Annotated in this window: 19 protein-coding genes and 1 pseudogene; 17 read left to right on the top strand and 3 right to left on the bottom strand. The window is 65.6% G+C overall.

Going from position 1 to position 22,256, the window contains the following annotated elements:
* Window positions 1-51: 51 nt before the first annotated feature.
* Window positions 52-948, bottom strand: coding sequence for a GntR family transcriptional regulator (locus BIWAKO_RS25090; RefSeq protein ID WP_069880970.1), 897 nt, complete (start codon window positions 946-948; stop codon window positions 52-54).
* Between the two features lie 83 nt (window positions 949-1,031).
* Here BIWAKO_RS25090 and BIWAKO_RS25085 point away from each other — a divergent pair, with 83 nt between their 5' ends.
* Window positions 1,032-2,174: a C45 family autoproteolytic acyltransferase/hydolase gene (locus BIWAKO_RS25085; protein WP_069880969.1), complete on the top strand. Its 1,143-nt coding sequence runs from the start codon at window positions 1,032-1,034 to the stop codon at window positions 2,172-2,174.
* A gap of 74 nt (window positions 2,175-2,248) precedes the next feature.
* Window positions 2,249-3,820 carry an ABC transporter substrate-binding protein gene (locus BIWAKO_RS25080; protein WP_069880968.1) on the top strand — a complete coding sequence of 524 codons (1,572 nt, stop codon included), beginning with the start codon at window positions 2,249-2,251 and terminating at the stop codon, window positions 3,818-3,820.
* Here the strand turns inward: BIWAKO_RS25080 and BIWAKO_RS25075 are convergent.
* Window positions 3,817-4,473 carry a GntR family transcriptional regulator gene (locus BIWAKO_RS25075; protein WP_069880967.1) on the bottom strand — a complete coding sequence of 219 codons (657 nt, stop codon included), beginning with the start codon at window positions 4,471-4,473 and terminating at the stop codon, window positions 3,817-3,819. The two genes, BIWAKO_RS25080 and BIWAKO_RS25075, sit on opposite strands and share 4 nt — an antisense overlap.
* Window positions 4,474-4,601: 128 nt before the next feature.
* Here BIWAKO_RS25075 and BIWAKO_RS25070 point away from each other — a divergent pair, with 128 nt between their 5' ends.
* The 15 genes and pseudogenes from BIWAKO_RS25070 (at window position 4,602) to cysN (ending at window position 21,787) form a co-directional block, all read left to right on the top strand.
* Window positions 4,602-5,495 carry an alpha/beta hydrolase family protein gene (locus BIWAKO_RS25070; protein ID WP_141740404.1) on the top strand — a complete coding sequence of 298 codons (894 nt, stop codon included), beginning with the start codon at window positions 4,602-4,604 and terminating at the stop codon, window positions 5,493-5,495.
* Window position 5,496: 1 nt separating this feature from the next.
* Complete coding sequence (locus tag BIWAKO_RS25065) at window positions 5,497-7,047, top strand: ABC transporter substrate-binding protein (RefSeq protein WP_069880965.1); 1,551 nt, start codon at window positions 5,497-5,499, stop codon at window positions 7,045-7,047.
* 79 nt (window positions 7,048-7,126) lie between these two features.
* Complete coding sequence (locus BIWAKO_RS25060; RefSeq protein WP_069882765.1) at window positions 7,127-8,677, top strand: ABC transporter substrate-binding protein; 1,551 nt, start codon at window positions 7,127-7,129, stop codon at window positions 8,675-8,677.
* Between the two features lie 31 nt (window positions 8,678-8,708).
* Window positions 8,709-9,653 carry an ABC transporter permease gene (locus BIWAKO_RS25055; protein WP_069880964.1) on the top strand — a complete coding sequence of 315 codons (945 nt, stop codon included), beginning with the start codon at window positions 8,709-8,711 and terminating at the stop codon, window positions 9,651-9,653.
* The gene (locus tag BIWAKO_RS25050) at window positions 9,650-10,465 is read left to right on the top strand and encodes an ABC transporter permease (RefSeq protein ID WP_069880963.1); all 816 of its coding nucleotides are present in this window, start codon (window positions 9,650-9,652) and stop codon (window positions 10,463-10,465) included. The genes BIWAKO_RS25055 and BIWAKO_RS25050 overlap by 4 nt, the downstream gene beginning before the upstream one ends.
* Window positions 10,465-12,126: an ABC transporter ATP-binding protein gene (locus BIWAKO_RS25045; RefSeq protein ID WP_069880962.1), complete on the top strand. Its 1,662-nt coding sequence runs from the start codon at window positions 10,465-10,467 to the stop codon at window positions 12,124-12,126. The genes BIWAKO_RS25050 and BIWAKO_RS25045 overlap by 1 nt, the downstream gene beginning before the upstream one ends.
* Window positions 12,127-12,272: 146 nt before the next feature.
* The gene (locus tag BIWAKO_RS25040) at window positions 12,273-13,787 is read left to right on the top strand and encodes a xylulokinase (protein WP_244523682.1); all 1,515 of its coding nucleotides are present in this window, start codon (window positions 12,273-12,275) and stop codon (window positions 13,785-13,787) included.
* A gap of 235 nt (window positions 13,788-14,022) precedes the next feature.
* A pseudogene (locus BIWAKO_RS36840) lies at window positions 14,023-14,964 on the top strand (ABC transporter permease).
* Window positions 14,965-15,011: 47 nt separating this feature from the next.
* Window positions 15,012-15,953: a sugar ABC transporter substrate-binding protein gene (locus BIWAKO_RS25030; RefSeq protein ID WP_069880960.1), complete on the top strand. Its 942-nt coding sequence runs from the start codon at window positions 15,012-15,014 to the stop codon at window positions 15,951-15,953.
* A 65-nt stretch (window positions 15,954-16,018) separates the two neighbouring features.
* On the top strand, window positions 16,019-16,792 hold the full coding sequence (locus BIWAKO_RS25025) for an ATP-binding cassette domain-containing protein (protein ID WP_069882764.1): 774 nt from the start codon (window positions 16,019-16,021) through the stop codon (window positions 16,790-16,792).
* Between the two features lies 1 nt (window position 16,793).
* On the top strand, window positions 16,794-17,720 hold the full coding sequence (locus BIWAKO_RS25020) for a nucleoside hydrolase (RefSeq protein ID WP_069880959.1): 927 nt from the start codon (window positions 16,794-16,796) through the stop codon (window positions 17,718-17,720).
* Between the two features lie 13 nt (window positions 17,721-17,733).
* Entirely contained in the window at window positions 17,734-18,252 is a 519-nt protein-coding gene (locus tag BIWAKO_RS25015) for a hypothetical protein (protein WP_069880958.1), read from the top strand.
* Between the two features lie 180 nt (window positions 18,253-18,432).
* Entirely contained in the window at window positions 18,433-19,254 is an 822-nt protein-coding gene (locus tag BIWAKO_RS25010) for a phosphoadenylyl-sulfate reductase (RefSeq protein ID WP_074471615.1), read from the top strand.
* On the top strand, window positions 19,251-20,153 hold the full coding sequence (gene cysD / locus BIWAKO_RS25005; RefSeq protein WP_069880957.1) for a sulfate adenylyltransferase subunit CysD: 903 nt from the start codon (window positions 19,251-19,253) through the stop codon (window positions 20,151-20,153). Before BIWAKO_RS25010 ends, cysD begins: the two co-directional genes overlap by 4 nt.
* On the top strand, window positions 20,153-21,787 hold the full coding sequence (cysN, locus tag BIWAKO_RS25000; RefSeq protein ID WP_069880956.1) for a sulfate adenylyltransferase subunit CysN: 1,635 nt from the start codon (window positions 20,153-20,155) through the stop codon (window positions 21,785-21,787). Before cysD ends, cysN begins: the two co-directional genes overlap by 1 nt.
* Window positions 21,788-21,837: 50 nt before the next feature.
* Here the strand turns inward: cysN and BIWAKO_RS24995 are convergent, their stop codons facing one another.
* Window positions 21,838-22,245 carry a RidA family protein gene (locus BIWAKO_RS24995; protein ID WP_069880955.1) on the bottom strand — a complete coding sequence of 136 codons (408 nt, stop codon included), beginning with the start codon at window positions 22,243-22,245 and terminating at the stop codon, window positions 21,838-21,840.
* Between the last annotated feature and the right edge of the window lie 11 nt (window positions 22,246-22,256).

The raw sequence follows: 22,256 nt of genomic DNA, 5'->3' as shown, positions 1-22,256 counted from the left end.
CAGATACTGTCTTTATTCCGAATGAAAGACAATATCACTTCATATGCGCTGCTACCCGTCCATGGGCGGCGGTTGCCGGACTCTCCGCTTGAGCTCGCTGGCGCGCTGCAAATGCCGGCGCATCAGGACGGAGGCGATTTCCCGGTCTCCCGCCTGCAGCCGTTCGAGGATCTCGATGTGCTCGGTGCAGCTGACCTGGACCCGTTCGGTGCCGGAGCCCCAATCATAGTTGGAGAGCCGTCGCATCTGGTTTTCCCGGCGGATGGCGGAATGGATGAAGCGATTGCCCGATGCGGCCGCGAGGCCTTCGTGAAAGGCCGCGTTCATCTCGTAGAAGGCGACACTGGAGGACTCGCGCCAGGGCTGGGTCAGGGTGTGGCGGTGCCGTCTCAGCATCTCCACCGCCCAGTGCTCGTCGAGGCGAAAGCCAGGCTCGAGAAAGCCCATGGGCTCGAGCAGCATGCGGAAGCGATAGCGCTCCATCCGCAGTGACGAATCCGAGTATTCGTGCAGGAAGCGCCAGCCATAGCCCGGCTTGCGCTCCACCATCTCCAGCTCGGCCAGGCGTTTCAGGGTGCGCTGGATTTCCGGTCGCGCCATCTCGTATCGGCGCATCAGCTCCAGCTCGGAAACATCGTCGCCAAGCGCGCCGCTCTCGCGGTCGCGCGCGATCCTGACCAGTGCGAGGTCGGTCTCGTCGGGCGAGCCGCCGCCGTCTGCCGGGAGCGGAAGCGCGCTGACCAGCTCGACGCCCTTGTTGGGGTGACGAAGCACGATTCCCTGGCCTTCGAGATGGCTGAGCGCCGCCCGAACCGGGGTGCGAGAGACGTTCAGGCGCTTGGCCAGATTGTTCTCGTTGAGCCATGCACCCGCTGCGAGACCGTCTTCGCGCGCCAGTTGGATGATGCGCTCGGCCAGATCCTGCTGGAGCCGCGTCGGTTCGGCCATGAATTTCCTCTTGATTGTCTTACTGCGTGATGAAATACATTAACTGTTAGCCGGGCGCCAGAGCCGGCGCGGAGATTTGGTCCATGGTTGAGCCCTTTCCATTCATCGATGTTTCGGGATCGCCCTATGAGCGCGGCCGGCAACATGGCGCCGCGGTCCCCACGCGCGTCAAGCGCAGCATCGAGCTCTATGGCGGCCAGCTCACCGATCTCGGATACGATGCCGTTGCCAAGTCGCGACTGATCGCCGAATTCGCTCGCGAGATCGAGGCTTTCGGCGCCCATTATGTCGAGGAGATGCGCGGCATCGCTGACGGTGCTGGCGTCACGCTCGAAGATATCGTGATGGTCAATGCCCGCACCGAAGTCATGGCGAAGGCGCGGCTCGAGAAGGCCAAGCCGGTAGAGGCCGGGGAGGAGCTCGACGATGGCTGCACGGGCGCGGTCATTCTGCCCGAGCGCAGCGCGACGGGCGAACTCATCCACGGCCAGAATTGGGACTGGAAGGCGGAATGCGCCGAGACCGCCATCGTGCTGCGTGTGCGCCGCGATGACGGCCCGGACTTCCTGACCTTTGTCGAGGCGGGCGGTCTTGCTCGCTGCGGCATGAACTCCGCCGGCGTCTCGATCACCGCCAACTATCTGGAGTCCGAGCGCGACTTCACCCAGGCTGGCGTGCCGCTGGCGCTGATCCGGCGCAAGGTGCTGGAGCAGGAGCATTTCGCCATGGCGATGAAGGCCGTGGCGACGACGCCAAAGGCCTGCTCGAACAACATGATGCTCTCGACGGTCGCCGGCTTCGCCATCGACTTCGAATGCGCTCCGGACGAGGCCTTCCCGATCTACCCGGGTGATGGCCTGATCGTTCATGCCAACCATTGGGTCGGCTCGATCGCGCTCACCAAGATCAAGGACACCGGCATTCCGCGTGTGCCTGAGAGCTTCTATCGCGACTGGCGCGTCCGCAAGCTGCTCGACGATGCCGGCCGCAAGCTCAGCGTCGCCGATCTCAAGAATGCGTTCTTCGACGACTTCCTGTCGCCCTATGCCGTCTGCCGCCCACCGCGTCCCAACGAGACCGGCAACCTCTCGGCCACGGTGTCGATGGTGATCATGCAGCCGGCGAAGGGCATCATGGAAGTGGCCCCGCTGCCGGCCCTGAACCGGCAGTTCACGCGCTACAGCCTGACCGACGATCCGGTGACGCTGGCCGAAGCCGCTGAGTGAGTTCTTTGCATGCGTCGGAGCCGTAGAGGGCGGCCCGACGCCATTCGCTAACAAAAATCAGGAGGGGATCGAACATGGCTTTCAAACCGATTGCGGCAGCAGCGCTTGCCAGCGCGGCAATGACCTCGCTGCTGGCAGGTCTCGGCCCGTCGCTCGCGGCGCCGACCAGCATTCGCACGCATCTCAATGCCGATATCCGCAGCATCAATCCGGGCGTGAACCGGGACGACAATACCGACGCCGTCGTGCTGCATATGGTCGAGGGCCTCGTCGCCTATGGCGATGATGCCGAGGTCAAGCCGCTCCTTGCCGAGAAGGTCGCACTGTCCGAGGACGGGCTGAGCTACACCTTCACACTGCGCAAGGGGGTGAAGTTCCACAATGGCGCGCCGCTGACGGCTGCCGACGTCGTCTGGAGCTGGAACCGCTACATGGACCCGAAGACCGAATGGCGCTGCCTTTCGGAATTCGACGGGCGAGGGCGGGTCAAGGTCGAATCCGTAACGGCGCCGGATGCTTCGACGGTGGTGTTCAAGCTCGACAAGCCGAGCTCTCTCTTCCTTGCCAGCATCGCCCGTACCGATTGCGCCATGACCGGGATTCTGCACAAGGATTCGGTGAAGGCGGATGGCAGTTTCGACAAGCCGATCGGCACCGGGCCATTCAGCTTCGGCGAATGGCGCCGCGGCGAATACATCCGGCTCGTGCGCAATGCCGACTACGCCAGCCTTCCCGGCAAGATCGACGGCTATACCGGCGGCAAGCGTCCGCTGGTGGACGAAGTCCGCTTCCTTATCGTGCCTGACAGCTCGACCGCCAAGGCAGCATTGCTGCGCGGCGACATCGACGTCATCCCCGACGTCGCCAACGCTGAAGTCGGCGAGCTACGCAAGAACCCCAAGGTCGAGGTCTCGCTCGTCTCGAACATGGGCTTGGTCGGCCTCCTCATGCAGACCCGCGATCCGTTGCTGCAGAACCAGAAGCTGCGCCAGGCGATTGCCGCTGCGCTCGACGTCAACGAGATCGTCTCCGCCGTCACGGACGGCCTCGGCAAGCCGAACAATTCGATCGTGCCTGCGATGTCGTCCTATTACGGGCCGGTGCAGAAGCAGGGCTACAAGCACGATGTAGCGGCTGCCAAGAAGCTGCTTCAGGAAGCCGGCTACAAGGGCGAGCCAATCGTGATGCTCGCCAACAAGCGCTATCCGCAGAGCTTCGATTCCGCGGTGATCGCGCAGCAGATGCTGCAGGGCGCCGGCATCAATGTCTCGATCGAAGTGCTGGAATGGGCGACGCAGCTCGACCGCTACAGCAAGGGCAACTACCAGATGCAGGCCTTCCCCTATTCGGCCCGCCTCGATCCCGCGCTGAGCTTCGAGTCGATCGCCGGTCCGAAGGCGACCCAGCCGCGCAAGGTCTGGGACGACGCGGACTCCCTCGCGCTGCTCGACAAGTCGATGGTGGTTTCGGACAAGGCCGAACGCCAGAAGCTGTTCGACGAGCTGCACACGCGCTTCATCGCCCAGGTGCCAATGGTCATGCTCTATAATGGGCTCGATGCCGGCGTCTATGCGAAGCGCGTGAAGGGCTACCAGTCCTCGATCCTGTCCAAGCCCAGGCTCTGGGAAGTCAGCGTCACCGACTAAAGGTCCCCCGGCTCTCTCTCGGGTGCATCCTTGAGAATATGAGCTGCAATCAACTGCGAGAGGCGCGCAATGTCGCGCTTCTCGATGGCTTCGAGCATGGCGTGATGGTCACGGTCGCTGCGCAGCAGCGACTCGTGGGAGGCCCATACCGTGACGTTCGACCCGCGCCCGCGATCACGCAGGTTCCAGATCAGCTCCTCCAGCACGGGGTTGCCGCTGAGATGATACATCACTTCGTGAAATTCGGCGTTGACCCGGCTCTGGTCGGCGCGCGTGCCCTCGCGCACCGCCACGCCGAACTCCTCGGCGAGACCACGAAGCGTCGAGAGGGTTGCCGGCGTCATCCGGCCGACGATTGCGGTCGCGACGGAGGTCTCGATCACGATCCTGACAGACCGGATATGGCGCAGGGTCTCTCGATCGATCTCGGCCACGCGGTAGCCCCGGTTGGGGACATGTTCGATCGCCTTGCGCACGACGAGTTCGTCGAGCGCGGTGCGAACATCGAAGCGCGTCGCGGCGAATTTTTGCTCGATGTCGATCTGGCGGAGCCATTCGCCGGAGCGGAACTGGCCGAGCTTGATCGCCTCGGCGATCTCTCCAGCCAGGGCGTGTTTCGATTTCGGCTTACGCTTCACGGTCGTCATCGTCATCCCCTAGCTCATCTCGCCGCGATTTCGCTACCGGGCGAAGCGACCGATCCAAGCTTGCCAGCCCGAATGCAACGTGCAACATAATTGGCGCCAATTTAAAAGCCAATAAAGGATATCCGATGGCTGCGATGACTGCGACGCGTGAAGCGCCCGAAGCCAAGAAGACCGACAAGGCTGCCGCGCTCTACGACATGGACCGGACCACGGTCTTCGCCAGCCGGCACGATCCCCGCTTTGCCTATTGCCTCTACGTGCCGCCGTCAGTGGGGCAGGGCGGCGAGCCGCCGGCGCTGGTCGTCGCCATGCATGGCACCGGCCGCAGCTTCATCACCTATCGCGATGCCTTCACCGAGTTCGCGCGTTGGAACAACTGCATCGTGCTCGCGCCGCTCTTCCCGGTCGGGGTGCGGGGCGACGGCTATCGTGACGGCTTCAAGTACATGCGCGAAGCCGACATCCGCTACGATCACGAACTGCTTGCCATCGTCGACGAGGTCGGCGAGCGCTACAATCTCGACTTCAAGCGCTTTGCCCTGTTCGGTTATTCCGGCGGCGGGCACTTCGCACACCGCTTCCTGCTTCTGCATCCCGACCGCCTCTGGGCTGCCTGCATCGGAGCACCGGGTTCGGTCACGCTGCTTGATCCGACGCGCGACTGGTGGGTCGGAACGCGGAATTTCGCGGCGCTGTTCGGGCAGGAGATCGACTTGGCCGCCCTCGCCAAAGTGCCGGTCCAGATGATCGTCGGGGCTGCCGATCTGGAAACCTGGGAAATCACCCACAAGGAAGGCGGCCGCAACTGGATGCCGGATGCCAACCATGCCGGCAAGACCCGCCCTGAGCGGCTCGCGAGCCTGCAGCGCTCCTTCGAAGCCGCAGGCGTGACGGTGCGCTTCGATCTCGTGCCGAACATGCCGCATGACGGCGTCAAAGCTGTGCCCCGCGTCGAGGAATTCCTGGCGGAAACGCTGACCCGCCTGCGTGCGGACGCTGCGCCTCTCACCGTGCTGAAGGGGAAGTGAAGTGAACCTGACGTCGTCCCTGGCTATTGCTTTGACCCTTGTTGCTGCGCCGGTTCTGGCGCAGCAATCGACGATCAATGTCGCGCTCAATGCGGACATCCGTTCGACCAACCCGGGCGTCAACCGGGACGACAACACCGATGCCGTCGTGCTGCACATGGTCGAGGGCCTGGTCGGTTACCGCGAGAACGGCGCGGTCGCGCCGCTTCTGGCGGAGTCGATCGCGGTCTCGCCCGACGGGCTCACTTACACCTTCACCCTGCGCAATGGCGTGAAGTTCCACAATGGCGCGGTCATGACCTCGGCTGACGTGCTGTGGAACTGGAACCGCTACATGGACGCGAAGACCGACTGGCGCTGCCGGGCGGAATTCGACGGCCGGACCGGCATGAAGGTCACGAGTGTCGACGCACCTGATCCGTCGACCTTCGTCATGAAGCTGGAAAAGCCGAGTGCGATGTTCCTCGACACCATGGCGCGCACCGATTGCGCCATGGTCGCGATCATCCACAAGGACTCGGTGAAGGCCGACGGCAGCTGGGACCGGCCGATCGGCACCGGCCCCTTCACGCTCGGCGATTGGCGACGCGGCGAATTCGTCTCGCTGAAGCGCTTCGACGGTTATGTTTCGCCCTCTGGCGAGCAGCGCGACGGCTATGTCGGCCGCAAGCGTGCTTTGGTGCCGGAGGTGAAGTTCCTCTCCATCGCCGATGGCGCCACGATCAAGGCCGGCTTGATGTCGGGCGCATTGCATGTCGCGGACGTTCCCGATTCAGACATGCCGGAAATGAAGAAGAGCCCCAATATCGAGGTGATGAGCGCCCCGAGCGCGACGAAGCACGCCTTCCTGTTCCAGACGCGCGATGCCTTGCTCGGCGATGTCCGGATGCGCCAGGCGATCGCGGCAGCGCTCGATCTCGACCAGATCGTCGCTCACACCTCGAACGAGCTCGGCAAGACCAATAACTCGGCGATCTATGTCTCGTCGCCCTATTACAGCGACGTTCAGCGCCAGCGTTATACCCAGGACCTCGCCAAGGTGAAGAAGTTGCTCGCCGAGGCCGGCTACAAGGGCCAGCCGATCAAGCTGATCGCCAACAAGCGCTCGACGGTGCCGAGCTTCCCGGCCGCGGTCGTGGCCCAGGCCATGCTGCAGGCCGCCGGCATCAACAGCGAGATCGAGGTGCTGGAATGGGCGACCCAGCTCGACCGCTACGCCAAGGGCAACTTCCAGATGATGTCCTTCAGCTATTCCGCCCGCATCGATCCTGCCCAGAGCTACAACCAGTTCAGCGGACCCAAGGACACATTCCCGTCCAAGGCCTGGGACAGCCGGCGTGCCGACGAGCTGATCGAGAAGGCGACGCTCGTCGGCGATCCGGCCGAGCGCCAGAAGCTGTTCGACGAATTGCACAAACTGATGCTCGCCGAAGCGCCACTGATCTTCCTCTACAATCAGGTCGACACGGCCGGTGTCTCCAGGAAGCTGCGCGGCTTTGCCCCCTGGGTCGCTGGGAAGCCGCGGCTCTGGGAGGTCAGCTTCGCCAATTGAGGCGTTGCTCCTGGCCCGCGCCAGACCCGGGCCAGCTCATCTCAAAACCAAAAAGAACGACGACAACAGGGACATCGACATGAACCGCATCTACGCCTCGGCCTTCGCATTGGCGACCTCAGCTCTCGTGGCTGGCCCGGCCGCCGCCCAGTCCGTCACGGTCGCGGTCGCTGCCGATATCCGCAGCTCCAATCCCGGCGTGAACCGCGACGACAACACGGATGATTTCGTGCTGCAGCTCGTGGAGGGCCTGGTCGGCTATGCCGAGGATGGCACGGTTGGGCCGCTTCTCGCCGAGAAGGTCGAGATGTCTGCCGATGGCAAGGCCTACACCTTCACCCTGCGCAAGGGCGTGAAGTTCCACAATGGTGCGGAGTTGACCTCGGCCGACGTCGTCTGGAGCTGGAACCGCTACATGGATCCGAAGACGGAGTGGCGTTGCCTGTCCGAATTCGACGGTCGCAATGGCCTGAAGGTCGAGACCATCGAGGCTCCCGACGCCAACACCGTCGTGATGCGCATCAACTCGCCCAGCGCGCTCTTCCTCGACGCGCTGGCGCGCACCGACTGCGCCATGGCCGCCGTCATCCACAAGGACTCGCTGAAGGCCGACGGTTCCTGGGACAAGCCGGTCGGCACCGGGCCGTTCAAGATCGGCGATTGGAAGCGCGGCGAGTATTTCACAATGACCGCCTTCGACGGCTATGCGTCGCCGAAGAGCGACAAGCGCGACGGCTATATCGGCCTGAAGAAGCCGCTCATCAAGGACGTGAAGTTCCTTGTCGTGCGCGATCCCGCGACGGTGAAGGCCGGCCTGATCTCAGGCGCCATCGACATGGCCGAAATCCTGCCGAGCGATGTCGAGGAACTGCGCAAGAATCCCAAGCTCGACGTGAAGGTCGCCCCGAACGCCGTGCGCCACACCTTCCTGTTCCAGACGAACGACGCGCTGATGAAGAACGTCAAGCTGCGCCAGGCCATAGCCGCCTCGCTCGACATGACCGAGTTGGTCGCAGCTGCCTCGAGCAACCTCGGCACGCCGAACAATTCGGCGATCTATCCGAGCTCGGCCTATTTCGGACCGGTCGAGAAGCAGGGCTTCAGCTATGACCCGGCCAAGGTGAAGAAGTTGCTCCAGGAGGCCGGTTACAAGGGCGAAAAGATCTCGATCATCGCCAACAAGCGCCCGACCGTGCCGAGTTTCCCGGCCGCCGTCGTGGCTCAGGCGATGATGCAGGCCGCCGGCATCAATGCCGAGATCGAGGTTCTGGACTGGGCAACCCAGCTCGATCGCTACAACAAGGGCAATTACCAGATGCAGTCCTTCTCCTATTCGGCACGCTTCGACCCCGCGCTCGGGTTCGAGCAATTCGCCGGGCCGAAGGACAAGCAGCCGCGCAAGGTCTGGGACAATGCCGAGGCGCAGGCACTGATCGACAAGTCGATGGTCGTTTCGGACAAGGCCGAACGCCAGAAGCTCTTCGACGACCTGCACAAGCGCATGATCGAAGAGGTGCCGCTGATCATCTACTTCAACGGCCTCGACGTGATCGCGCATTCCAAGCGCGTGCGCGATTTCCAGCCGTGGCAGTCGAAGATGCGGATGTGGGGCGTCAACCTCGCCAATTGAGGCGCAGGTCTGACGGGGAGGGGAAGCACAAATGCTGCGTTTCGCGCTCACGCGCATCCTGATGGCGTTGCCGACACTGTTCATCGTGGCAGTCTCGGTTTTCGTCCTGATCCGGTTGATCCCGGGTGATCCGGCCCAGCTCATGCTGGGCGACCTCGCCGATCCGGCGAGCCTGGCCGATCTCCGGGCACGCCTGGGCCTCGATCGCAGCCTGCCGATGCAGTTCGCGATCTGGTTCGGCAATCTGCTGCAAGGCGATCTCGGCCAGTCGATCAATTCGCAACAGGCGGTCCTGCCGCTCATCGCCCAGCGCTTCTTCATCAGCGCGCAGGTGGTGCTGGTTGCGGTGCTGTTCGCCTGCCTGGTCGCAGTACCGGCCGGCGTGATCGCCGCCTGGCGCCAGAACAGCTCGCTCGATCTCACCCTGGTCGGGCTGGCGACGCTGCTGCTCTCGATCCCGACCTTCTGGCTCGGCCTGCTCCTGCTGCTGTTCTTCGGGCTGAAGCTCGAATGGCTGCCGGTCGTCGGCTATGTCTCGATCGGGGAGGACACGACACGCGGCATCCTCTACCTCGTCATGCCGATCCTGACGCTGTTCCTGCACGAGATCGGCGTGATCCTGCGCATGGCGCGCGCCTCGACGCTGGAGGTGCTGCGGCTCGACTACATCACCCATGCCCGCGCCAAGGGCCTCTCGGAAGGCGCCGTGCTCTGGCGCCACGCCTTCAAGAACGCCTTCGGGCCGACCTGGACGCTGATCGGGCTCGTGCTTGGCAACCTGCTCGGCGGCATCGCCGTGGTCGAGACCGTCTTCACCATTCCCGGCCTCGGCCGGCTGCTGGTCGATTCGATCTTCGCGCGCGATTACCCGGTGATCCAGGGCTGCCTGCTCTTCGTCGCCTTCACCTATGTCCTCGTCAATCTGGTGATCGACCTGTGCTATCCCATCTTCGACCCGCGGGTGACAGCCGAATGAAGCTCCCCGCACCCAACGCCCTGCTGGGCGGTCTGCTCATCGGTGTCCTGCTCGTCGTCGCCCTGACCGGCGCGGTCTGGACACCCTACGATCCCCTGCAGCTCTCGTTCCGTGCCAAGCTCGCGGCACCGAGCGCCATGCACTGGCTCGGCACCGACGAGTTCGGCCGCGACGTGCTCTCCCGCCTGATGGCGGGCGCCGCGACCAGCGTCTGGATCAGCCTGCTGACCGTGACGCTCGCCGTGACGCTGGGCACCGTGATCGGCGTCTTCAGCGGTTATCTCCGCGGCTGGTTCGACCGCATCGTCATGGCCTTCAACGATGCGCTGCTCGCCTTTCCCGGCATCCTGCTGGCGCTCGGCCTGCTCGCGGTGGTGGGCGCCAACAAATACGGCATCATCGTCGCGCTCGGCATCGCCTATGCCCCCTCGGTCGCACGCATCGTGCGCGGTACAGTGCTCTCGCTGCGCGAGCGCGAATACATCGCCGCCTCGCGCGTGATGGGCAATTCCGAGGGCTTCACCATGGCCCGCCACATCCTGCCGAACTGCATCGCGCCGCTGACCGTGCTGGCAACGTCGATGTTCGGCTATGTGCTGCTGGCAGAAAGCGCGCTCTCCTTCCTCGGGCTCGGCGTGCCGCCACCGGCTCCGACCTGGGGCAACATGCTCGCCGGTTCGCGGCCCTATATCGGCCAGGCCGTCTGGCTCGGCATCTTCCCCGGCCTGTGCATTTCGCTGACGCTGCTCGGGATCAATCTTCTCGGCGATGCGGTGCGTGACAAGCTCGACCCGCGCATGAGGGGAATGTGATGGCCTCGTCCGAAACACTTCTGCGCGTCGACGACCTCACGCTCGAGATCGGCAGCACCGGCAAGCGCGTCGTCAACGGCGTCAGCTTCTCCGTCTCGCCAGGCGAGATCGTCGGCATCGTCGGCGAGTCCGGCTCCGGCAAGACCCTGGCTGCGCGCGCCCTGATGGGCTTCATCCCGCCAGCGGTCAGGCGTGTCGCCGGCTCGATCAGGTTCGAGGGCCAGGAGGTCACGACCATGGAGCCGAAGCAGCTGCGCGCCATGCGCGGCTCGCGTGTCGGCATGGTCTTCCAGGAGCCGATGACCTCGCTGAACCCGTCGATGCTGATCGGGCGGCAGCTCGACGAGGGGCTGGCGCTGCATCGCAAGCTCAGCGCGAGCGAGCGCAAGGAGCTGATCCTCGACATGCTCAGGCGTGTCGGCATCCGCGATCCCGAGGGCGCGCTGACCTCCTACCCGCATCAGTTCTCCGGCGGCATGCGCCAGCGCATCATGCTGGCCTCGGTGATGCTGCTGAAGCCGGCGCTGCTGATCGCCGACGAGCCGACGACGGCGCTCGACGCCGTCGTGCAGCGCGACGTGCTGGAGCTGATGGTCGACCTGACCAAGGCCAACAACACCGCCGTGCTGATGATCAGCCACGACCTCGGCATGATCGCGCGCTATTCCGACCGAGCGATCGTGATGTGCCAGGGCGATGTCGTCGAGCAGGGCCGGACCGAGGAACTGCTGGCGCGGCCGAAACACCCCTATACCCGCAAGCTGCTCGCCGCGATGCCGCATCGCGGCCCGGCGCGCGCACTGCCGGAAGCCGGGACGCCGATCGTCTCGGTGCGTGATCTTGTGATCGACTATGGCGGACGCCAGGGCTTCTTCCGCAAGGAGGCGCCGAAGCGCGCGCTGCACGGCATCAGCCTGGATGTCGCGCCGGGCCAGGTCGTCGCCGTCGTCGGCGGCTCTGGCTCCGGCAAGACCACGCTCGGCCATGCCATCGCCGGCCTGATCAAGCCGACCAGCGGCGAGATCCGCTTCCAGGGCAAGCCGATCGACAAGAGCGAGACGGCCTATTGGGATTACCGGCTGAACTGCCAGATGGTCTTCCAGGATCCGTATTCCTCGCTCGATCCGCGCATGACGATCGGCGACCTCGTGGCCGAGCCGCTCCGGCTGGTGCCCGGCATGACGGCGGCCCAGAAGGCGGCGCGGCTGCAGGAGGTGCTGGCGGAGGTCGGCCTCGCCGACGGCTTCGCGTCACGCTATCCGCACGAGCTCTCCGGCGGCCAGCGCCAGCGCATCGCGATCGCACGCGCCGTCGTGCGCCGTCCGAAATTCGTGATCGCCGACGAGCCGGTCTCTGCCCTCGACGTCACCGTGCGGGCCCAGGTGCTGGAACTCTTCGCCGAGCTGCAGCGCAAGCACGGCTTCTCCTGCCTGTTCATCAGCCATGATCTCGGCGTGGTCGAGCAGGTCGCCGACCGTGTCGTGGTGATGAACGAGGGCCGGATCGTCGAGGACGGGACCCGCGACGAGATCTTCGACCGGCCGCAGCACGCCTATACCCGCAAGCTGCTCTCCGCCGTGCCCGGCCTCGAAACCGCGCCGGATGGCGGTGTGCGCCTGTTCTGGCGGCTGGTCGACGAAACCGAAGCCGCGCTCGCCTGATCCCCAGCTTCCGGCGGCGGGCGCTACGCGCCCGCCCGCTCTCCTGCTATGAGGCAGGCCCCTGACAGGGAGCGACGGATCAAGGCGATGCAGGTGAGTGTGATGTCCGGCAGGCGTAGCGGCGACGGGAGTATTCGCCCGTGAGCATGGTTCTCGCCTGCGATCTCGGCGGCACCAGTTTTCGCGCAGCTCTCGTCGACGAGGCGGGGCAGCTTCGGGCCCGCCATAGCATCGTCATGCGGGTACCGATCGAGCAGGGCGGCGCCGCCGAGATCGATCCCGATCTCTGGTGGAGCGCGCTCCGCGAGAGCGCAGCCGTGCTCCAGACTTCCCATCCCACGCTTTTCGGCCAGATCGAGGCCTTGGCGATCTCGGCGCTGACGCGCACGCAGGTCTTCGTCGATCGCAACGGCCAGGTGCTCCGTCCCGCCATGCTCTGGAGCGATACGCGCGCCGGCACGACGCTGCCTTCGCTTCTGGCCACGTGCCCGAAGGAGCATCCGGAGACAGCGAGCCTCAATGCCTTCCACCCGCTCGCGCGGCTCTGGTGGCTGAAACAGTCAGAGCCGGACATCCTCGCGGCCACGGCACATGTTCTCGATCCCAAGGACTATCTGAATCTGCGCCTGACCGGGGTCGTGGCGAGCGATACCGTTTCGCTCGCGCGGCTGGAGGCGGCCGCTGCAGTCGCGCCCGCCGGCGGTTCGCTGTTCGACGCTGCCGCCCTGCCGGCGACGCTTCTTCCGCCGCTGCGCGAGCCGGTTTCGATCATCGGCCATGTCCAGACGGGGCTGGAAGGCGCACTTGGCCATCTTGCCGGCCGGCCGGTGATCGCCATGGCGAACGACACCTGGGCAAGCGTGGTCGGGTTGGGCGCCCTGCGTCCGGATTTCGGCTACAACCTGTCCGGGACGACGGAGGTGCTGGGTCTCGTCAATGCCCGGGCTGCGTGGGCCGAGGGGCTGATGACCGTGGACTGGGGAGCCGGCCTCACCCAGCTCGGCGGCCCGAGCCAGACCGGGGCCGACACGCTGATCTGGCTGCTCGAACTGCTCGGTCGCTTCCAGGGCGAGCCGGCCCAGGCCGGTCGCGAGCTTGGCCGCGTCCTTGCGGAACAGCGCGATGCCGACCCGGCGATCTTCCTGCCCTATCTCCAGGGCGAACGCGTACCATACTGGGACCCGTCGCTACGCGGGGCTCTGGTCGGGCTCAATCGCCGCCACCGCGCGGTCGACCTGGCCTGGGCTGTGATGGAGGGCGTGGGCTTCCTCAATCGCGTCGTGCTGGAGCGTGCCGAGGCAGCGTCAGGCCGGCCGATCGCGGAACTTCGCTTCGGCGGTGGCGGGGCTGCCAATCCCCATTGGTGCCAGATCAAGGCCGATATCCTCGGCCGCCCGGTCGGCGTCGTCGAAGGCGAAGAGCATGGTCTGCTCGGTGCCGCCATCGTCGCCTGGACCGCTCTCGGACGCTTTCCGGATCTCGCCTCGGCGCAAGAAGCGCTTGTCAGGCTGGCGCGGGTCTACCAGCCGAACCCGGCCTCACGCGAACCCTATGACCGGCTGTTTGCACTCTTCCGGCAGGCAGAGCAGGCTCTGGCCCCAATCGGTCGTCAGCTCGCCAACTGGCGCGAGTGGGAGGCCGCGCGTGCAGCAGAGGCCTGACGTTGCGCAATTGGACGTGGAGAATTCGCTCTCAACCCGTTGCGCCGGCTCGCATTCGCCCTGGCCCCGCACTAGGGTTGGGTTGTTCCATTCGGTACAGCTTCGGCCGGTTCGGATGAAATGCCCGCTCGCCCGCTGTCATGACATGATGCCCCGACCTTCGATCCCGTCTCCCCATCAGCCTTTTGCGACGCCCGGAGGCCGCATGGCGCGTCCGCTGCGGGGAGCGCACTGAATGTGCACGCTTGTCGAGCGGCATGGCACGGCATTGGCGGGGCTCGCCCTGATTGGGTTCTTCGTCGCCTTTGCGCCGAACTTCGCAAGCCCGGGCAATCTCCTGAACATCGCCAAGGACACGAGCTTCCTCGCCATTCTTGCACTCGGCTTTGCGCTCGCCCTGACCATCGCCGAGCTCGATCTCTCGATCGCCGAGGTCGCGAGCCTGGCTGCAGTCGCCGCCGGCTGGTTCATCCAGGCGGGCTATGACCCCGCGATCGCGGTCCTGGCCGCTCTTGCGGTGGGCGCCGGGCTCGGGGCCTTCAACGGTTTCGGCGTCACGGTGCTGAAGGTTCCTTCGCTGATCGTGACGCTCGGCACGGCCGCCATCGCCAAGGGGCTCGCCTTCATGATCACGCAGGGCGTCGCCTTTGTCGGGCGCTGGCCGGCCGGATTCACCGGCCTGGCACGCGGCACGACGCTCGGCCTGCCCAATCTGATCTGATTCCTGCTTGCAGCAACCGGCATCTCCTATGTGCTGCTGAAATGGACCCGCACCGGCGCCCATATGGCGGCAACCGGCGAGGCGGATGAAGCGGCGCGGCTTGCGGGCATCGCGACCATGCGGATGAAGCGGCTTGGCCTGCTGCTCGCCGGCGTTTTCGCCTCGATCACCGCCGTGCTGCTCGCGGCGAGCCTGTCCTCCGCCGCTCCGAACATGGCCGGCGACTATTTTCTCTACGCCATTGCTGCCGTGCTGCTCGGCATGACGATGTTCGAGCCCGGCAAACCCAATGTGGCCGGCACGGTCTTTGCCGCGCTCGTGCTCAAGGTTCTTGGCAACGGGCTCGTGCTGATGGGCGCAGCCTACTACGTGCAGGATATCGTGCTTGGCATCATCATCATCGGCTCGGTCGCATTCTCGGCCAGCGTGGTGCGGAAGGCAGCCTTCAAGGTTTGAACGCAACAACGCCGCGTAGCCATCCGCGCGGTCCGGAGGGGATAGTCATGAAGTTCGTGAAGATGGTTGCGGCCAGCTGTATGGCGCTGGCCTGGGGCGTCGGCAGTGCCTCCGCATTCGAGCTCGGCGTCATCGGCTTCCAGTTCACCTCGGAGACGCATGCGCGCGTTGCAAACGCGGCTGCGGCCGCGGCCAAGGCCAAGGGCTGGAACGTCACCCTGCTGAATTCCGAAGGCGCGCTGCCGAAGCACGCCGAGCAGTTCGATGCGCTGATCGCCAAGAAGGTCGACGCCATCATCGTCGCCATGGGCAAGCCGGTCGAGGCGGAAGCCCAGTTCAAGGCCGCGAAGGACAAGGGCATCCCGGTCATCACGGTCCAGTCGGGCGCCGGGCCGTACTCGCTGTTCGACATCCAGACCAATGAATACAAGGTCGGTGCGGACGCAGCCCTCTATCTGCTCGGGCAGATGAGCTACACCGGCAACCTGATGTCTGTGCGTTTCGACGGCAATATCGCCTCGCGCATTCGCGGCAAGGTGCTCGACGTTGTCCTGTCCGAGAACACCGCGGTCAAGGAAGTCGGCAAGCACGGCATGGCGCGCACTCAAAGCTGGCGCGACGATGTCCGCAGCGGCGTGCAGGCGCTGCTCCTGCGCAACCAGGGCAAGATCAACGGTATCTGGGCCTCCTTTGACGGTCAGGCCTATATCATCGACGATTTGCTCAAGGCGCAGGGCGTCAAGAAGGGCGAAATTCCGCTCGTTTCCGTCGATGGCGGTGCCGAAACCTATCGTCGCATTGCCGACCCGGACAGCACCTTCCTCGCGACCGTCACCGTCCCCTTCGAGGAAATGGGCGTGAAGGCGGTCGAGGCTGTCGAGGCCATCGCCGTGAAGAAGCAGCCGGTGAGCGCCATCACGACCGGCCCCTATCTCTTCATGGACGCGGTCGTCGTCGACAAGAACAACGTCAAGGACTTCCTGAAATAGGGCGGCCCTCGGCCGGGCCGGCCTTTGCGGCAGGCCCGTTTGCGCGCCCTCCGGAGAGCATGCGGATGACAGACAAGGCGGCCTCGGAGCCCATCTTCGCGATGCGCTCGGTCGGCAAGAATTACGGCGCCGTCCAGGCATTGAGCGGGATCGATCTCGACGTCCATGCCGGCGAGGTCCTGGCGATCTGCGGCGACAACGGCGCCGGCAAATCGACGCTGATCAAGATCATGTCGGGCGCCGAGGCGCCGACCGCCGGCACCATTCGCCTGCGTGGCCGCGAGGTGCATTTCCGCTCGCCGCATGACGCGCTCGAGCAGGGCGTGGCGACGATCTACCAGGAGCTTGCACTCGCGCCGCGCCTGTCGATCGCCGCCAATGTCTTCATGGGCGCCGAACTGACGCGCCCGCTCGTGCTGCCTTTCCTGCGCGTGCTCGACAAGGCGCGGATGGCTGACGAGGCGAGGGGCTATCTGCGCCGGCTATCGGTGCAGATCGAGGACATGACGCGCCCGGTGGAGCGGCTCTCCGGCGGGCAGCGACAGGCCGTGGCGATCTCGCGGGCGCTTCGCTGGAACGCCGAGGTCATCATCATGGACGAGCCGACAGCTGCGCTCGGCGTCAAGGAAACCGCGCAAGTGCTTGATCTTGTGCGCCATCTCAAGGCGGAGGGGCGCACTGTCCTGCTGATCAGCCACAACATGCGCGACGTGGTCGCGCTGGCGAGCCGGGTCGTCATCCTGCGCAGCGGCCGCAAGCTGCATGACCTGCCGATCGGCAGCCTCACACCCGACGATCTCAGCCATCTCATCATGTCCGCCCCGGCACTGGCGGCCTGAGATGGCACGGCCGATCATCATCGACACCGATCCCGGGCAGGACGACGCCGTTGCCCTGCTGCTCGCCTTTGCGCAGCCGGACGAACTCGACATTCGCCTGGTCAGCACGGTCGCCGGCAATGTCGGGATCGACCTGACCACCGCCAACGCGCTGCGCGTCCGCGATCTGGCGGCGCGCCCCGATGTACCCGTGCAAGCGGGCATGGCGCGGCCGATGCTGGAGCCGCTCGAGACAGCGGAATTCGTGTCCGGCCCCGACGGCCTGAGCGGCGCCGGGCTGCCGGCCGCCGCGTCGTTGGCGGCTCCCGGCCATGCCGTCCAGGGGATCGTCGAGATCCTGCGCGCAGCCGCAGACGGCAGCGTCACGATCTGCGCGCTCGGCCCGCTGACCAATGTCGCGATGGCCTTGCGCCTCGCACCGGAGCTTGCGCCCAGACTGCGCGAGATCGTGGTGATGGGCGGAGCCATGGGCCTCGGCAACATGACGCCGGCAGCCGAGTTCAATTTCTATGTCGATCCGCATGCCGCGGCCGTCGTCCTCGGAGCGGGCGTTCCTGTCACGCTGTTTGGCCTGCATGCGACGCATCAGGCCATCGCCTCGTCGGCGGCCATGGCGCGGTTGGACGGGCTCGGCACCCGCACCGGGCGAGCGGTCCACGGAATGCTGACGCGTCCGCGCCCAGGGGGCCTGGGCACGGCGGCCCACCCCATGCACGACCCCTGCGTCATCGCCTGGCTGCTCTGGCCCGAACTGTTCAAGGGCCGTGATTGCCATGCCGAGATCGAGCTCGCCGGCAATGTCCGGGGCCGATCGACCATCGACTGGAACGGCCGGACGAAGCGCCCGGCAAACGCTTTCGTCGTCAACGAGGTCGATGCCGACCGCCTGTTCGAGCGCATGATCGATGCGCTCGCCTGCCTGCCCTAAGGATTGCTGGATCATGACCCATCCGGTCGACGAATGTCTCGCCGACGCCGAGGCCGCGATTGCGCGCATGAAGGGGGCTGCGATCGCCGCGCGCAACCAGCATGCGCGCGCCGAGTTGATGCGCCATATGCGGACCACGGCCGGCAAGGTCGTCGCGCGCCCGCTCGATGAGGCGGTCGCGCTCGTCTCGCATGAGTGGATGAAGGCCTGGAGCCTCGATGCCGGCGCCTATCCCGAGCTGGCCCATGACGTCACCGCTTTCACCGCCGCCTTCTGCGCCGATGCGCGCGAAAGCACGGAGCAGACGCAGGCTGCGATCCGCAATGCCGTTGCCGCGCTGGAAGCGGGCTTCCGGGCCATCGGCACGAGCCTGAGCGACCAGATGGCGTTCCGCTCCGAATGCGCCCATGGCTGGTGGCAGAGCGTCGTGCCACTGCCGGCCGAACTGCGGGCCACTGAGCGCCGCAGCATTCCGCGCGCCGGCGAGGATGCGCCATTCTGGAGCGCCGGCGCCCAGCCGCATTGCGGCTGAGGGCCTCACTCTCCCCGCGTCGGGACGGCAGTCGCTCCCGGCGTGCCTGCCTCCGCAAAAGGTTCTTCTCTTCAATTCGTGAAATAGGAAAAACCACACTACCTCATGTGAATTGCCTCGGCGGGCGTTCGGGTATAGCTGAATTGTTCGATTTACAGAACAATACAGGCGGCCAAGACCATGGCCAGAGACCACATCGATCCGCGCCTATCCGCCCAACAGGGCGCACCCGCCGAGGCAATTGACTTGCGCGACCGCGCCGCTGACCTCGTTCGCGCGTTCGGCAAGTCGGATGCGCGCGACCGTCTCATCGGACTGCGCCAGGCGGTTTCGGGACGGATCGTCTTCACCACCAGCTTCGGCCTTGAGGATCAGGTCCTCATCCATCTGATCGCTCGTGCCGGGCTTCCCATCGAGATCGTCACCCTCGACACCGGCAGGCTCTTCCCGGAGGTCTACAGCCTCTGGGAGCAAACCGAGCGCCGCTATGGCGTAGTGATCCGACCCTTCTATCCGCGCCATGAGGCGATAGAACTCTATGTCCGTCAGAACGGCATCAACGGCTTCTATGCTTCCCGCGACGCCCGCAAATCCTGCTGCGACATCCGCAAGGTCGAGCCACTTGGCCGGGCCCTGGACGGGGCGGAGATCTGGATCACCGGCCTGCGGTCCGACCAGTCGGCAGCGCGCGGCGGCGTGGCGCTCGCGGAGGCCGAAACGGAGCGCGGCCTGATCAAGTTCAACCCCTTGCTAGACTGGTCGCGTGAGGCCGCGCTGAGTTTCTCCAAGACTGAAGGAATACCGCTCAATCCTTTGCACGAAAAAGGCTTTATCTCGATCGGCTGCCAGCCCTGCACCCGTGCGATCGCGCCGGGCGAGCCGGAGCGGGCCGGGCGCTGGTGGTGGGAAGACGACGCGGCCAAGGAATGCGGGCTGCATGTCGGGCCGGACGGGAATCTGGTCCGGGCCAAGGCTGCCACTGCGGCGGAGGCGCGACCATGATCCAGCTCAGCCATCTGCAGAAGCTCGAAGCCGAGGCGATCTTCATCATTCGCGAGGTTGTGGCGACCTGCGACAAGCCGGTGCTGCTTTATTCGATCGGCAAGGATTCCGCCGTTCTGCTGCATCTTGCCCTGAAGGCGTTCTATCCGGCGAAGCCGCCATTCCCGTTGCTCCATGTCGATACGACCTGGAAATTCCGTGAGATGATCGCCTTCCGGAACGAGACGGCGGAGCGGCTCGGGCTCGACCTGATCGTCCATGTCAACCAGGACGGGGTCAGGGCCGGCATCGGGCCCTTCGCCTCGGGCTCGCGCGTTCATACCGACGTGATGAAGACGCAAGGGCTGAAGCAGGCGCTCGACCTGCACAAATTCGATGTCGCCTTTGGCGGCGCGCGGCGCGACGAGGAGAAGAGCCGCGCCAAGGAGAGGATCTTCTCGCTGCGCAGCGCCGAGCATCGCTGGGACCCCAAGAACCAGCGCCCGGAGCCCTGGCAGCTCTTCAACACCCGTAAGCACAAGGGCGAGAGTTTTCGCGTCTTCCCGCTCTCCAATTGGACCGAGCGCGATGTCTGGGACTACATCGCACTCGAGAACATTCCGGTCGTACCGCTCTACTTCGCTGCCCCGCGTCCGGTCGTGCACCGCGACGGAGCCTGGATCATGCGCGACGACGAGCGCATGGAGCTTGGGCCCGGCGAGGTCGTCGAGACCCGCATGGTCCGCTTCCGGACGCTCGGCTGCTACCCGCTGACCGGCGCGGTCGAGAGCGAAGCCGCAAGCCTCACCGACATTATCGCCGAGATGCGCTCATCGCGCGCCTCCGAGCGCCAGGGCCGTGTCATCGACCATGACGGCGCCGGCTCTATGGAACAGAAGAAGCAGGAAGGGTACTTCTGATGGCTGTCGCCGCCGAGAAGAAGCGCCCGGGCGCCACGGCTCCGCTCCCCGCGAATGATTCCTCCGGGCTCAGCGAAACCGCCCAGCATTCGCTGCTGCGCTTCATCACCTGCGGTTCGGTCGATGACGGCAAGTCGACGCTGATCGGACGCGTGCTCTATGAGGCCGGTGCGGTCTTCGACGATCAGCTCAGCGCCCTCGACGCCGATTCCCGCAAATTCGGCACGCAGGGCGCGGAGCCTGATTTCGCGCTGCTGGTCGACGGGCTTTCGGCCGAGCGCGAGCAGGGCATCACCATCGATGTCGCCTATCGCTATTTCGCGACGGAGAAGCGCAGTTTCATCGTCGCCGATACGCCGGGCCACGAGCAATATACCCGCAACATGGCGACAGGGGCCTCGACCGCCGATCTCGCCATCATCCTGATCGACGCCCGCAAGGGCCTGCTGCCGCAGACGCGCCGCCACTCCTTCATCGTCTCGCTGGTCGGCGTCCGCCACGTCGTGGTTGCGATCAACAAGATGGACCTCGTCGGATACGACGAGGCGGTCTTCGACCGGATCGCTGCGGATTATCGCACGGCGGTGAAGAGCCTCGGCTTCAGGTCGATCGACATCATCCCGGTTTCGGCGCGGGACGGCGAGAATGTGATGCGCCCCTCAGCCGCGATGCCCTGGCATAAGGGGCCGGCGCTGCTGCCTCTGCTGGAGGCGATCGTCGTCGAACAGGAGACGCGCGACGAGGCCGGCTTCGTTCTGCCCGTGCAATGGGTGAACCGGCCCGATCTGGACTTCCGTGGCTATGCCGGGACAGCGGCCCGCGGCCGTGCCCGCGTCGGTAATGCCGTCACGGTGCTGCCGTCCGGGCGCAGCAGCACGATCGCGCGGTTGATCACCCCGTCAGGCGAAGCCAGCAACGCGGCAGCGGGGCAGGCCGTCACCCTGACACTGGCTGACGAGATCGACATTTCTCGCGGCGACGTCATCGCTTCCGCGGAGAGCCCGGTTCCCGTCCGGCGCGAACTCCGGGCGCGGCTGCTCTGGACCGGCGAGCGCGCCATGCTGGAGGGCGGTCAGTTCGTGCTGAAACTCGCGACCCAGGCCGTGAACGCCACGATCGGTGCGCTGGATCACAGCATCGACATCGAGGGCTTCAAGCCGGTGCCGGCGCAGGTCCTGCGCATGAACGGGATCGGCCTGGTGACTCTGCGGCTCGACCGGCCGCTGGCCACCTTGCCCTATCAGGAGAGCCGGGATCTCGGCGGCTTCATCCTGATCGACCGGATCAGCAATGAGACGGTCGCCTTTGGTTTCGTGGCCGCCGAGCCGGGCGCCGGGCGAAGCCTGAACCCGGCGGAGGCGCTCGGTACGGCCGACCGTCTGCGACAGGCGCGCAACCGCCTGATCGGAGCTCCCGGCACGCCGGATCGGCGGCTCTGGTGGAGCGCGGTGAGTTGGCGCCTGCTCAGCACGGCAGGCCTGTTCGGAGCAGCCCTTGTACTGACCGGCCGGCCCGGCGTGTCGGGCGTCCTCGCGCTCGGCGATCTCGCCCTGCGCCCGACCTTGCGCGGCCTTCATGCCCGGCTGTGGCAGAAGCACCCATCAGCCGCGCTTCAGGACGGCGCCGGCATCTGATCGATCGAGATCGTTTCGCCGAATGCACGATAGGGTGGATCGCTGCGCCGTCAGGCCGCGACCACCGCCGTCGCCTCGATCTCGATCAGCGCCTGCGGCTCGACCAGCGCGACGACCTGAACGACCGCCATCGCCGGAAAATGCCGCCCGAGGGTCTCGCGATAGATCGGCCCCATATCCTTCAGGCTGGCGCGATAGGCCTCGATGTCCGTGACATACCAGGTCAGCCGCACGATATCCTCGATGCGCCCGCCGCCGGCCTCGACCACAGCCTTGATATTGGCGAGGGTCTGACGGAGTTGCGGCAGAAACCCCTCGGCGAAGACACCGTGCGCGTTCCAGCCGACGAGGCCACCTGTCACGATCACACGGCCTTCGGCGACCATGCCGTTGGCATAGCCGCGCGGCACCGGCCAGCCCTGGGGCAGGATCGCGCGTGATGCTGGAAGGTTCGACATGGCGGAGCCTC

This window comes from Bosea sp. BIWAKO-01, from assembly GCF_001748145.1.
Taxonomy (GTDB): Bacteria; Pseudomonadota; Alphaproteobacteria; order Rhizobiales; family Beijerinckiaceae; genus Allobosea.
Note: the sequence above shows the minus strand (reverse complement) of the source record. Positions and strands in the feature narration are given on the sequence as shown.